General features: G+C 56.5%; 9 protein-coding genes. All 9 read right to left on the minus strand.

All coding sequences use genetic code 11. The features are described from left to right. The coding region (locus VKV29_RS00810) for an MFS transporter (RefSeq protein WP_324199392.1) at positions 1-1,194 on the minus strand (1,194 nt) is incomplete at its 3' end. Beyond that, positions 1,181-1,975 carry a nucleotidyltransferase family protein gene (locus VKV29_RS00815; RefSeq protein ID WP_324199393.1) on the minus strand — a complete coding sequence of 265 codons (795 nt, stop codon included), beginning with the start codon at positions 1,973-1,975 and terminating at the stop codon, positions 1,181-1,183. The genes VKV29_RS00815 and VKV29_RS00810, both read right to left, overlap by 14 nt. Positions 1,976-2,061: 86 nt before the next feature. Continuing rightward, the gene (locus tag VKV29_RS00820) at positions 2,062-3,246 is read right to left on the minus strand and encodes a redoxin domain-containing protein (protein WP_324199394.1); all 1,185 of its coding nucleotides are present in this window, start codon (positions 3,244-3,246) and stop codon (positions 2,062-2,064) included. 12 nt (positions 3,247-3,258) lie between these two features. After that, the gene (locus VKV29_RS00825; RefSeq protein WP_324199395.1) at positions 3,259-4,092 is read right to left on the minus strand and encodes a LolA family protein; all 834 of its coding nucleotides are present in this window, start codon (positions 4,090-4,092) and stop codon (positions 3,259-3,261) included. A gap of 61 nt (positions 4,093-4,153) precedes the next feature. Beyond that, the gene (locus tag VKV29_RS00830) at positions 4,154-4,375 is read right to left on the minus strand and encodes a hypothetical protein (RefSeq protein WP_324199396.1); all 222 of its coding nucleotides are present in this window, start codon (positions 4,373-4,375) and stop codon (positions 4,154-4,156) included. Then, a complete protein-coding gene (locus tag VKV29_RS00835; RefSeq protein WP_324199397.1) occupies positions 4,365-7,742 on the minus strand; it encodes a hypothetical protein in 3,378 nt (1,125 codons plus the stop codon). The genes VKV29_RS00830 and VKV29_RS00835 overlap by 11 nt, the downstream gene beginning before the upstream one ends. A gap of 673 nt (positions 7,743-8,415) precedes the next feature. Beyond that, positions 8,416-9,717 (minus strand): adenylosuccinate synthase, encoded by a 1,302-nt coding sequence (locus VKV29_RS00840; protein WP_324199398.1) that lies wholly within the window; start codon positions 9,715-9,717, stop codon positions 8,416-8,418. 248 nt (positions 9,718-9,965) lie between these two features. After that, positions 9,966-10,538 (minus strand): hypothetical protein, encoded by a 573-nt coding sequence (locus tag VKV29_RS00845; RefSeq protein WP_324199399.1) that lies wholly within the window; start codon positions 10,536-10,538, stop codon positions 9,966-9,968. Between the two features lie 140 nt (positions 10,539-10,678). After that, positions 10,679-12,577, minus strand: coding sequence for a serine/threonine-protein kinase (locus tag VKV29_RS00850; RefSeq protein ID WP_324199400.1), 1,899 nt, complete (start codon positions 12,575-12,577; stop codon positions 10,679-10,681). Positions 12,578-12,581: the final 4 nt, after the last annotated feature.

Below are 12,581 nucleotides of genomic sequence, written 5' to 3' on the forward strand. Positions count from 1 at the left end.
GAGAATGCAAAGCGCGCAGACCAGAAAAATTACCCGATAACTGCCGTGGTTCACAAGAGCACCTGTGACAATGATAGTGAGCGGCTGAGCCAAAGAGGCTGCGGTGGACTGTAGCCCCACGTAGAAACCCACCTCCTCCGGGGGCACGATGTCGGCCAATAGAGGATAGCTTGAGGCGCTGAGAGCCGCGTTGCCGATGCCGGCCAACCCCATGACCCAGGCGATCTGAGTAAGGGTGGTGACCCGCAGCCCGCAAAGGCAGGCGATAAAGATGAGTAGGAAGCCGATGATGAGCGTCTTCTTGGGAGTCAGAACGCGGTCGGCTATTTGGCCCGCGGGAACAACGGTAAGGGCCGTAGAGGCCATAAGAATGAGAAACATTTGAGCGGCCTGATTGGCCGTGCAGTGGGTGATGTGAATGACGAACTCGGTGAGCAGAGGCAGCACGGCGCCGATGCCAAGGCCGGCAAAGAAGAAGCTGAGTAGGCCTAACCGCGCCTGGCGCAAAACGCGAAGCCCTTGAAGAGCGCGGACAAGCTGCTGCTTAAAGGAGGGTGTTTCGGCGTCTCCTTCCGATGCATCGAAAGGGGAAGGTTCCGGTGTGGCGATGCAGGTGATGAGTGCTAGCATCAGCATAAGAGCCGCAGAGAGCAGAAATTTGGTTGTGTAGCTGCCCGGTATGAGGAGGATCATCGCTTGACCAAAAAGTCCAAACAGGCTCCAGATGGCGGTAACGCGTCCTCGTTGTGGCTCTGGAGTTATGTCGGGCAGGAGCGCCTGATAGGGATCGTAGGCAATATTGAAAAGAACGGTGGATAGAAAGATGAGAAGCACGAGCAGACCTAGGCGAATAGAAGAGGGGAGGTGAGTTGCCGCTGGGACCAGGCCGAGAAAGAGAGCGGCCAACGGGGTAAACAGCAGTATAAAGGGCCGTCGTTTACCTAGCGGGTGTCGCAAGCGATCGCTGGCGGTGCCTACGAGAGGTTGAATGATGGCCCCCTCAAAGGAGTGGGTGCTGCCCATTAGGCCCATGAGGATGGCATTTCTTGTGAAACTGCTTAGAAAAGGCGCGATGAGAGCATTATTCAAAGAGAAGAAGGTGCCGTAGCCGAAATTGGCCAAACTATACCAGAAGATTTGGCTCGGGGTTAAAAAGCTTTGATGAGGGCCGGAATCGCCCTTATTGGAGGCCATGCGATGTCGCTCCTCCTGTGAGATAGTTGAAGGCCTTTTCGTAGTCTGGAAGGTTATCTATGTCGTAGGCGACCTCCGGAGGAGCTTTGGTGTGTGCAAAGGCTCGGCACTGAAGTACCCTTTCGGCCCGTTGCACAATTTCGGGAACCGTGAGTTGGTGGGTAAAGAAACGCCACGCAACAACAGGCCCCACGCGAAGAGCCGTTTTCCACTGGCTCTTACGCGAGCGAAAGAGGGACTCTAATAAGGGCAGCAGATGCAGATAGACCGAAGTAGAGACACGAAAAACGCAGCCTGTCGTCCAATATCCGTCCTTTAATCGTACAAAGATTGCGGGCGAGTTGGGAAAACGGGCATTAAACACTTCACGGCGTAGGACGGGCACCACGAGGTCGGCATCGGCGGGGCATTCGTTCAGAAAGGTGGTTAGCACCTCGGCGGAGAGAAAGGGCAGGTCGGTGGTAAGCAGAAGCAGTTTCTCTGTGGGGCCGTCGGGCTGTTCGCGCAGCCATTGAATGCCTAGCGCGATATTTTCCGGTGCCGAATGTGCAGGGGGGACGACGACATCGGCACCGCAGCGTCGGGCTTTGCAGGCGACTTCCTCGTTGCCGATGACCACAATACGCCGCACTTGAGGGGTGGAACGTAAGGCAGAAAGAGCGATGCTTAGGAGCGTCTGCCCCTGCCAGGGGATGAGAGCTTTTATGGTTGTGCCGACTTTTGCCGCAAAAACCTCACCGATACGCCCATCGGCGGGTAGGATGGCATCATAAAATTCCACAGAGCATGTCCTCCGCGCTCTCTGTGCATCCCTATCGCTGCGCCCTGCCGCTATCTAGGCAGGGCGCAGCGGTTTGCTTACGGTGTCTAGTCGGTTACGATACCGAGTTTTTTGAGCTGATCCATATAAAACTCCGATGGGTGGGCGCCGATGGCGTAGGTGCGCACGATTCCCTCTTTGTCAATAAAGAGGGTTGTCGGAATGCCTTGAACGCCATAGAGCTTAGTGGCCACGGAATCTTCGGAGTTTCTTCCCGCTGGGTCTAACAGCACGTTCATCTTGTATTCGGGATGTTTCTTTAAGAAGGCGGCGCAGGCATCAGGGGTATCCCATGTGTTAACGGCCAGCACCACAACGCCCTTGTCGGAGTACTTCTCGTAGATTTTCTCGATGGTGGGCATTACCATTTGGCACGGCCCGCACCAACTCGCCCAAAAATCCACAATAACCACCTTCCCTTTGAGATCGGCCAGGTTCCATGTTTTCCCGCTGGTGTCTTTAAGGCTAAAGTCAATAGCCGGTTTCCCAACGTACTTTAGCGCGTCGGGGTCGTCGAGATCGGCTACCAGTTTCGCATCGGTGGGAGGGGTGAAGGTGAAGAGGTCGTTCGGAACGGCAGCATTCGTATGGACGTCGCTCAGCTCCTCGGTAATCGACTCGGTGTCGTGTTTCCAGTAGGCGCCGGCCAGGAGATGGGTCTGTTTGTTAAAGTAGATGTGAATGGTGGTGGCCCCCGCTTTAACAACCATATCGTTGCAGGGTTGCCCATGGTAGCTTGTGGGTTGGGCTAGTGTTGCCAAAGAGAGAAAGCCGGAGGCCTTATCGAGGTTATGCTGTACGATGAGCACCACAAGCACGCTCACAAGACGGTTGTTGGGTATGGCGCCAAGGAGATCGTCGGACTTGGCCAAGGAGGCGGGTGCGGCGTCTTTGGTGTACTCCTGAACGGCTTTCCGATAGGTGTAGAGATTCTGTCCATCCGAGATGAGGAGGTCGTCTTCCGAAGAGGCTTGTACGTAGAAGCGATTGGGGCGTTTAAAGGCGAGTTTGGTAACGAAAGAGGTTGTTTTCTGATCAGCGGCATGAAGCGTCCAGGTTTCGGTGTGTTCGTAGGCAGTGAGCTTATCATAGGCCGATGAGGCTGCTTTCAGTACAGCCGCCACATCCGGCTTTACATTTTGCAGGCTGTTATCGGCCTTGGCGGCGCGTAAGGGAACGAGGCTGCAGAGAGCGCCGATAATGCCCACGCAGAGGCGATGGCAGGTGTTCATGGATGTCTCCTTTCAAAAAGAGCGCAGGATATTCTGGGGCAAGGCACTGCTCTCCTGCTCGCTGAGGGCAACGAGGAGATGCGAATTGCGTGTAGGCCCTAAGGTAATCCAATGGGCGCCCGCAGGGACGGCAAATTGGAACAGATCGCTGGGCACCGGTTGATCGATCTTTACGTTCTCGATGATCTCGGCCAGTTCGCTTTTATCTACCCCTTTTTGAACCGATTTGTGGAGAAGGTGTGTTGTGGGGTCAAAATAGAGCGAAACGGGCATATCTTGGTCGGACAGGTTAATAGAAAGAACCTGATAGGTCTTGCCGTTATCGGTTACGGTAGTTGGGGCCGGGGCCGCTTGGAAGCCGGCACGTAACTCTGGGTCAACCAGTGGATTGCCCTGAAGCATGAGGCTGACGAGGTAGGAGGCCACCCCATCGAAGTTGACGTCATTTACGAAGTCGAACTGGGTGAGAGAGGCAGGCGCCCTAAGGCGCGTATAAGTTTTATCATTACCATCGTAGTTCACGATATACTGCCCATCGGAGACAACGGTATTAGTGGAGTTGCTTTCCGAGCGATAGCAGTATTTGTTAGGGCGAACCATGGCCAGCGTATAGGCGCGGTCTACAATGATTTGGCCCTGGGCATCCCGTTGAATCAGTTCTGCGGTATGGCGATAGGAGTTCATATGTTGATAGGCAGCAGTGGCTTGCTGCAACAGGGTGGCAACTTCGGGACGTAGCCCGCTGTAGGGGTTAACCGTTGTGTTATTCGGTTCCTGCGCCGCTGCCGAGACGCCCAAACAGGCTAATACTACCCCGAACCATCCAAAGAACCGAGCGACTTTCATACGAAGGCACCTCACTTAGGTCGTTTAATTGAAAGGGAGCGCGAGCCAGGCCATGGGGCACCTAAGGCTCACTTTGATCTATTATGGCCGCAATACGTTTTTCGTATTTGGCAAGTTCCTGGCAGAGGAGGGTGTGGAGGTCTGAATCGGTTGCCTTCGCCTCTTGCAGGCATGTGAAGAGATAGTCGTACCCTTCCAAGGGGCAGCCCTCCAGAAGGAACTTGTGCGCGCGTGCCCCTATTTTGAAGGCGATGAGTTGTTTGTTAGAGAGTTTAGGATTCACGCGCGTTATCCTCCTTAGGAGAATGGTTGTTGTTCGTGTTGTTACGTTCTATAGTACCGTTCTGCTGTTTTCCGCGACCGCGCCCTCCGCGCCGTCTGCGGCGTCGCCTGCCGGCAGAGAGCGGTTCCCCTGTGTCGGCCGGTTCCTCTTCACTGCCGTTTGCCGCAGGTGCCTCTGGCTCCAGCCCTAGCTCCTCGCGCGTGGGGGCGAGCACCGCTTGCAGGGTCTCCAGGGCCTCCGCTACCACGCTTGGATCGAGATCGGTTTTTGGCAGTTCCTCGGTCAGCAAGGGAGAAGCGGTGCCTTGCACAGGCTCATCTAGGTGGGGAAGGCCGATGCGCTCCATCTGATGGTAAGAGGCTGCGAGGAGCAGATAGGTCGTGCCTTGGCGCAGATGCAGCGTATATTCGGCGGTTTCCTGGGAGAGCAGGCGGCATTGAGCGAGGTCGTAGAGGGCGGCGGGAGCCGGTAGGCGTAGAACGCACCGGCCATCTTGTGTGGCGTGCAGAACGATCCATCCCGAGCCTGCTTCTACGACGTGTTCTCCTTCAGAAACCCACAGGTGGACGCCGGCGAAGCGGCAAAGCCCGCGCAGCAGCTCCAGAGGCAGAACCGTCTCGCCGATAAAGATAGACTTCCAGTCGCCAAGCTGTTTTACCGCCATGGAGGGCAAGCCGGTTTCGATATATTCGGCCAGCACGATGGCATCGGGATCGTCCACATAAAAAGAGGGGTTCAGGCGCTCCCGATAGCCGAATTCAAGGTCGGTAAGGCGTTCCGTAATGGGGTGGGAGGTTTGTACAACCCGCGAGCCCATTTCGGAACTCCAAGGCTGCATGCGCAAGCGAATGCCCACCACATCGAATGCGGTCTCTTCCATACCGCTCGAAGCGCGCGGTTTTGCCTCGCATGTGCCCGGCGCGTAGAGCCAGACGAGTGTTTTTTTGCCGGAGTGCAACTTCTCGCGAATGGCCGTTCGTTGCTCCGCCGTGAGGCGGAAGGGATTGAGAAAAATGTAGAGCTTGCCTTCGGTTGGAAAGTTCGGTGAGGTGATGTCGCTTTGCAAATAGAGGCCGTATTCAACGCCACAGCGCTGCACCACGTCGCGCATCTCGGTGGTGAAACGACGGAAGAACCCCTCGCCACGCTGGATATGAAGCAGGCTCTTTTCATCTATCAGGACGACTACCTCCGGGTCTTTTCGAGGGATGCCGGGGGCAGAGACGATATTGGCAAAGAGGTTCAGGCGTTTCCAGATGGCCTCGTCATCGAGCCAGCCTTCTCCCCAGAGGTCCATCCAGCCTACAGCGGTGCGATGAACAAGGGCACGGCCTATAGTGCGCAGTTGGGCCTGTTCGGTTTGGCGTGCGTCGGTGAGGCGCGGGTTAAAATCGTCTGGTGTTTTGTTGGGAACGGCTAGATGGGTTTTGGTGTCGTCTTCCGAGAGCCAAAGTTTACCATGCAGCCACATGGAGTCGACCGGAGCCGGAAAGGAGGCGGCCCCGCCGGGCTTTCTATCTCGATAAGAAGGAGGGCCGCAGATTAGGTCTATGCAGCGCTCGGCCAGCAGCCTATCGAGGGCAAGATGACCGCTGTATCCGTGGGTGAACTCGAATGTATAGCCGTAGCATACCGAAACCAGGGCGCGGTAGGCTGTTGCACGTTTCACGGTACGCGCCAGAGAAACGATACGTCGTGCGGTGGTTTCGGAGGTGAACTCCATGAAGTCAATGAGATGGCGTTCACGGCGTGTTTCAAAGAAGGCGCGCGTTGGGTCAGGCTTTGTTGGCAGAGCGGGTATTTCCGCCGTATGGAACTGCACGTCGCCGTCAAACCACGCCGCACGAAGGGCGATAAGGCTACCCTGGTAGCGCTCGCGAAGCCAGTCTCGAAAAGCGTCGCGGTTGGCCATCGAGCGGTCGAAGCCGAGATCGGCAGGTTGAAACCACTCCCCTCGTTCTAGGTGATAGCCGAAGATGCGTTCGCCCCAAGGTTGCAGGCGCAGGTGCTCGATGAGGGTTTGCAGGGAGCGCTCGCACTCTTGCCAGAACCGTTGGCTTGTGATAGAGGGATCACCGATGGTGCCATCGGCATAAGTGCTCATCTCAAGAGGGTACTCGCGTCGCCAACCGGGGGCCGGATAGAACACAAGCCGTGGCATGACGAAGCCTTCAGGGTCGGCCTCGAGAATGGCGCGTAGGCGCGAGTCGATGATCTCTAGTGTTTCGCTCGCTTCGGAGAGCGGGCAAGGGAGTTCGATCAGAGTGGAGTGGAGATGAATACCCGCTTGGGCTGCTTGGCGAATCTCGCGAAGCACCTGGGCTGCGCATCTCTCGTCGCACATGTTGCCAAAGAAGAGCGTGGGGGGATAGGCCCAACCGTTGATTAGGATCACGGGCATGCCGTCGCGCTCCACAATGTGGGCACCAACGGCGATATCTATAGGGGGTTCTTCTACGGGGGGCAGCACCTCCGGCAGAGCCGGGGCGCGTTCGGTGCGTCTGCGGGCAGTACGGGGCGTGCGCTCTCGGGGATAGGCTGTGGCCGAGGCGATGGCGGCATCAAGGCCGACGCCCTTCCTCTCGCCGACCGACTTTTTGGCGCCGCGTCGCGTTGTCTTAGTCTCTGCCGTCTTTTGGGCATCGGAGCGCTTTGGCGGACGCTCTGTGGAGACAGGGGCAGTAGACGCTTCTATGTCGGCTACCGATTCGGGCGTCGGCAGCGTTTCTAAAGTAGGTAAAGCTTGTGAGGCCATCTCTGAGGGCGTCGCTTCTGAGGGCGGTTCCGCTGTAGGGATAACACCCTCTTGAGAATCCGGCGCTGCGGGGAGGGGTATCGGCCTTGAAGCCTCCTCCGCTTTTTTGCGTCTTGACGTGCGCCTCGGTTTAGACGCCGGCTGCTCGGCGGGGCAAGGCTCCTCTTTTTGCACTTCGGCAGGGCTAGCGCCTTCGGCTGTCGTACCGTCGTTCCCTGTTCCTTTGGTTTCTTGGAGCGCCTCAACCAACGGTGCCGCCTCCGCTGTAATATCGGCAGCATTTGCAAGCGACGGCTCTGGAGCGTTCTTTTTGCGTCGGCGTGTGGTGCGTTTCGCCGACGACACTTTAGGGGCAGGCTCTTCAGCCGCCTCTAACGTCTCTGAGCTTTGGGGTGCACTTCCCTCTATGTTTGTCGAATTTTCATTTTTCGTTGCCGTTAAACTTGTCTCAGATGCCTGTTCCGATGTGGATGCTGCGGCAGACCCCGTGCGCCTGCGTGTTCGGCGGCGCGTTGCGGGCGGCGCATCCGCATCAGACGGCCCCTGCGTCGGAAGCGTCTCCTCTGAAACGTTAGGAGTATCGGCTTCCTGCCGGAGTTCGTCGTGGGTCATTCAGTTGTCTCCTAATCTCTGTTCCGCCGCATAGTTTGCGGAGGGAACGGCCTTCAACCAACATGGGCGTCGAATAGGCACTTGTTCCCTCATGAAGAAGTCAGGTTGTCAAATTTCCGCTTTGCCGCTGAGTCTAAGTGCAGCGAGCGCCTTTTAAGGCCGCGTTATAACGGTTGTCTCGCTTTTTGCACGGAGTGCCTCGCGAAAGCGAGATTTGAGCCTAGAATGCAAATCGAGTATCAGCGGCATCGAGTTCACTGTGCTCAGACGAAAAGCCTTTGCGGAACAACTACCATTATACTATGCAGTATGCTTTTTGACAAAAATCCTCTCGCGGAGGCCGCGAGAGGAAGTAAACCAAAAAGGAGAAAACTATGTATCTCGGCCTAAACATCTTAGCCAAGTCGGCCGCAACCGTTTACCGTTGTTCAAACCATGCCCACAGACGGAGGGCGGTAGAAAGGATGAGGGTAGGCACAAGACCTCCCCCTCAAGAGCGACGGTGCTGCGCTCAAGGCCGACGCCCTAGTTGAGCATAGGCTGCCTCATTGGCGCACGTTTCTGTCAACAGTTGGCAATCCTCTTCACCGATGGCGCCCTAAGGAAAGTGGTGTGCTGATATCGCACCACTGAGGGCTTATTTGCAAGCGGACAGGGGGCCTTTGGCTTTCACCTAGGCCCGATGCGAATGCAGAAGTTCGGGTTTAAGCGGTATCGTTTGGCTGCGTTCCGGACCTACGGAAAGCATCGCGATTGGGAGTTGGGTAAGTTCCTCCACCCGTCGGATATAGTGCAGGGCGGTGGAAGGCAGGTCTTTAACATCGCGCACACAGGCGAGGTCTTCATGCCATCCTGGAAGCGTTTCGTAGAGGGGAGTCACGGTGTTCTCCATAAAAATCTCAACGGAGGGTACATCGAGGGTGCGGCCTTGCCTGTCGGCGTAAGCATAGCAGATTTTAACCTTATCTAGGCCGGAGAGAACGTCGAGATGGCCTAGAGCAAGGCATGTAAGCCCGTTGATCTGGGCGGAGTAGCGGAGGACAGGAATATCGAGCCACCCACATCTGCGTGGGCGACCGGTGGTGGTGCCGTATTCGTGGCCTTTTTCTCGAATATATTGACCGGTGGCGTCGTGCAGTTCGGTGGGGAACAGGCCGGCTCCAACACGGGTGGTGTACGCTTTAGCAACGCCGACAACGCCTTTAATAAGGGTAGGCCCCACGCCGGTGCCCAGACAGGCCCCGCCTGCAATAGGGTGCGACGAAGTGACATAGGGATAGGTGCCCAAGTCTATATCCAGCAAACTCCCTTGTGCGCCTTCAAAAAGCACGCCACCCTGCACGGCCGCGGCATGGATAAGGGGGGTTGTATCGCAGACATAGGGTTTTATCTGTTCGGCGTAGACTGCATACTCCTCGAAGAGCGTATCGGCGTTGAGTGGAGGCTGTTGGTAGACGTGGGTTAAGATAGCGTTTTTAAGCGTAAGCACCTCCGTGAGGCGTTCTCTAAAACGCGTCGGATTAATGAAATCGCAGAGGCGAATGCCGATGCGGGCGGCCTTGTCGGCGTAGGCCGGGCCGATGCCACGACCGGTTGTTCCGATTTTCGCTTCGCCTCGCCGGTTCTCTTCGAGTTCATCGAAGAGCCGATGATAAGGGAGAATGACATGGGCGGCTGCGGAAAGGTAAAGGTTGTGTAGTCCAACGCCACGCTGTTTGAGATCGGCGATCTCTTCGGCAAGGATGGCCGGGTCTATAACGGTGCCCGCTGCGATAACGCATTGAAGATGCGGATGAAGGATGCCGGCAGGAATGAGATGGAAACGAAACTCCTCGTCACCTACTTTCACCGAATGGCCGGCGTTGTTGCCACCGCCATAGCGAACCACCATGCGCGCCTCTTGGGCCAGATAGTCTATCAACTTTCCTTTGGCTTCGTCGCCCCATTGCGCGCCCACAATAACCAGGTTGTTCATACGTTTCTCGACCTCCAGCCCCACGGGAGTCGAAGCCGCGCGGGGCGGTTTCGTTCCTCCCTTTTCCCTCCACCTGAGGGGATCCGGAGGCGATAACTCAAATGGAATATCGGCATAAGACTGCCAAACTACCCAGTATTTTAAAGTGCAGCCTCAAATGCCAGACTATTATAGCACAAAGCTTTCCCTACGAGGAATTAGGGCGATACCGACCCTCTTTAAGCAAAGAGGGTCGGTATGTTGTTGTGTTAGAGTGGGAAGCGAACTTGAACCGTGAAGAGCGCAGGACCGTAGCCTGCGAAGTGGACGGCGCCTTCAAGCCCTAGCTCCCGTGTGATGTTCGCACCTAAGACGATTTTGCCACCAAATCGTGTTCGCTCACCAAAGTAGGGGCCGATGCCAAACCCAAGATAGGGGTTATGGATGCCGACGAAGGCCGGATGGTAGATCAGATCGAAGGTGAGCGGAAAAAGGGTGGAAACCCCACCAAAGTTCGCCGAGACGATGGCATCAAAATCAATTCGAGCGCTAGAACCCCTTCCAAAATGAACCCCCGGCACGTCGAGGTCTACCCCACCGTCGAATTTGGTGCGCGGTGAAAGCTCAGCCCCTAATCGCAGGTTGAGAGGGACGAAATGGCCCCCAATGATAGGCCCAACCTGACAGGGAGCGGATTTAGAAAAGAGATCGAGGTTCGGCCGTTGGGTGACAGCCGAAGACGATGTGATAGGGAACGAGGGCGCATCCGCTTTGGCGAACACAGGAACGCTTGCGAGCGTGGCAAAAGCGATGGCTTTGCTTAGCTTAGAGCGGGAAATCATGGGCGAAAAAAACCTCCTCATTGAGAAAGATATTGGTCTGAGAAAGGAAAAAAACAGCCTCTTTAGTCTAGCATATTGGAAACGATTCTGAGAAAATTGGTTCCCTACCGTCAAGGAAGCTACCTCGCCCTCTTGGCAAGCTAGGCCGATGGCCACAAAATGCGAAGCAACATGCCGTCGAGCAGTAGCCCCAAACAGGCCATTACAACGGCCCAAAGCTTCCATTTGCGGAAATGGAGCGATTGCAACAGCAGCATGGCGCCGAGGAGAAAGGCTGGGATGGCGCTTTGTTGCACTCCGTAGACCAGCGCCCTATGAAGAGAAGGCGCTAGGGCATGCTCTCGCCAGAGCGAGGCGGTTCCTCCCATAAAGAAGAGCATGACAAAGATAAAGACGAGGCAAGCAATCCGTTCGTTCGTTCCGAGGTCGGCAGCGCAAGCCGTAATGAAGAGACTGAGGGCAAGTAGGCCGGAGATGCAAAGACTGGGAAGTAGGGAGGTGAAAGCGGTAGGCTCTTGGTAGAGGTGTATCCCCACCATGGCAAGCGGCGAGAGACAGAGTAGCCAAAGCGGCAAGAACCAGAAGGCTACTTGGCGAAAGGTGGGGCGTGGGGGCAGTACACGAAGGAACACCGGAATCTGCAGTTGGCCGGCGCTGCCTTCTACCGTGATGTGATCTTCAAAGGCACCTGTTTCCCAGACTCTTCTGCTGTCGGCCACAATCTGGAGCGTTTGCCGAGGCTGTTGAAAGTTGGTTGGGCTTACCTCAACCCACTCGGGGGCATGCACTACACATCCCCGCACAGGCCCCTGTACCCCTTGCGAGCGCACCCGTACGCGCATGGCGCGCTTTTCCCCTTTTCGCAGCTCACCAAAATCAATCTCCTGCGGGTCGGCAATCATCAGGATGGGGCGTGGACGCCTTCGGAAGAAGGTTTTGGGGGCCGCAGGCTCCGGCAACACCTCGGCAACAACGGTTCCGGGCATCTCTTGCGACCCCTGTACCGGTGGAGGGTTTTGTAGGTGAGATGCCGTGCGATTGGGCGTGATGGAAGAAGCGGGGTAGACGGGCGGGGGTTGTAGGCGCACCTCTGCGGTTTCGGGCGCCAGGCTGGTGCGTAGCGCGACAAGGTCGTCACGGAACGCACGAGCCGTGGGATAACGCTCCTGCTTGTTGCGGGCCAGGGCGCGTTCGAGAATGCGTTCCAACTCAAGGCCTACAGTGCTACGCTCAAGGCCAGTACTGGGGTCCCCAGAAAATCGCGAGATTTTCTGGGGCAGGGCGCCCTTCCCCTCAAGGCCGACGCCCTTCCCCTCAAGGCCGACGCCCTCCCCCTCAACAAGCACCTGCGGCAAGTATTCCGTGATAGGGGTTGGGCTTTCTGTTTCTAGTACCCGTTTCCAAGCGAAGGGGTCGCGTGTTTGGCGTACTTTAAAAGGGCGTTCTCCGGTCAGCATTTCGTAGAGCGTAACCCCCACGGCCCAGAGGTCAGAGCGATAATCGGAGCGGTCTTCAGATGAAAAATCTTCCGGGGCCATGTAGGCGTAGGTACCGGCACCACCTGCGTAGGCATTTGTGGCCAGGATTTCGGCAAGCCCAAAATCCACAAGTTTGACCACACCATCACGACCCACCAGAATGTTGGCCGGTTTGATGTCGCGATGGACGGTCTGGAGGTTGTGGGCATAATCGAGGGCATCGAGCACCTGAATGGTAATGTCGAGCGCCTGACCAAGCGGGAGGGAACCCTCCTCGCGTAGAATTTGGGCCAGATTTTTCCCGCGCACATACTCCATGTCAATGACGAGATGTCCCTCAATACGATCGATGCTGTGCACGCGAACGATGTTCGGGTGATGAAGTCGGTCAAGCAATCGTGCCTCTTCAAGGAAGCGTCTTATATCTCCCGCTTCCGCATCTATCTCTTTTAAGGCCACCTGCCGATTTAAGAGTGTGTCACGGGCAAGATAGACGATTCCAGAGGCCCCATGGCCTAGAATGTCGAGGCGTTCGTATTTACCGAGCATTCCCAAAGGCATCGTT

Source organism: Chthonomonas sp. (assembly GCF_035294165.1).
In the GTDB taxonomy this organism is placed as follows: Bacteria; Armatimonadota; Chthonomonadetes; order Chthonomonadales; family Chthonomonadaceae; genus Chthonomonas.

Bases quoted from the DNA above. Each gene is read 5' to 3' on its own strand.
- VKV29_RS00820 (WP_324199394.1), bottom strand. From the start codon at position 3,246: ATGAACACCTGCCATCGCCTCTGCGTGGGCATTATCGGCGCTCTCTGC.
- VKV29_RS00825 (WP_324199395.1), bottom strand. From the start codon at position 4,092: ATGAAAGTCGCTCGGTTCTTTGGATGGTTCGGGGTAGTATTAGCCTGT.
- VKV29_RS00835 (WP_324199397.1), bottom strand. From the start codon at position 7,742: ATGACCCACGACGAACTCCGGCAGGAAGCCGATACTCCTAACGTTTCA.
- VKV29_RS00840 (WP_324199398.1), bottom strand. From the start codon at position 9,717: ATGAACAACCTGGTTATTGTGGGCGCGCAATGGGGCGACGAAGCCAAA.
- VKV29_RS00845 (WP_324199399.1), bottom strand. From the start codon at position 10,538: ATGATTTCCCGCTCTAAGCTAAGCAAAGCCATCGCTTTTGCCACGCTC.
- VKV29_RS00850 (WP_324199400.1), bottom strand. From the start codon at position 12,577: ATGCCTTTGGGAATGCTCGGTAAATACGAACGCCTCGACATTCTAGGC.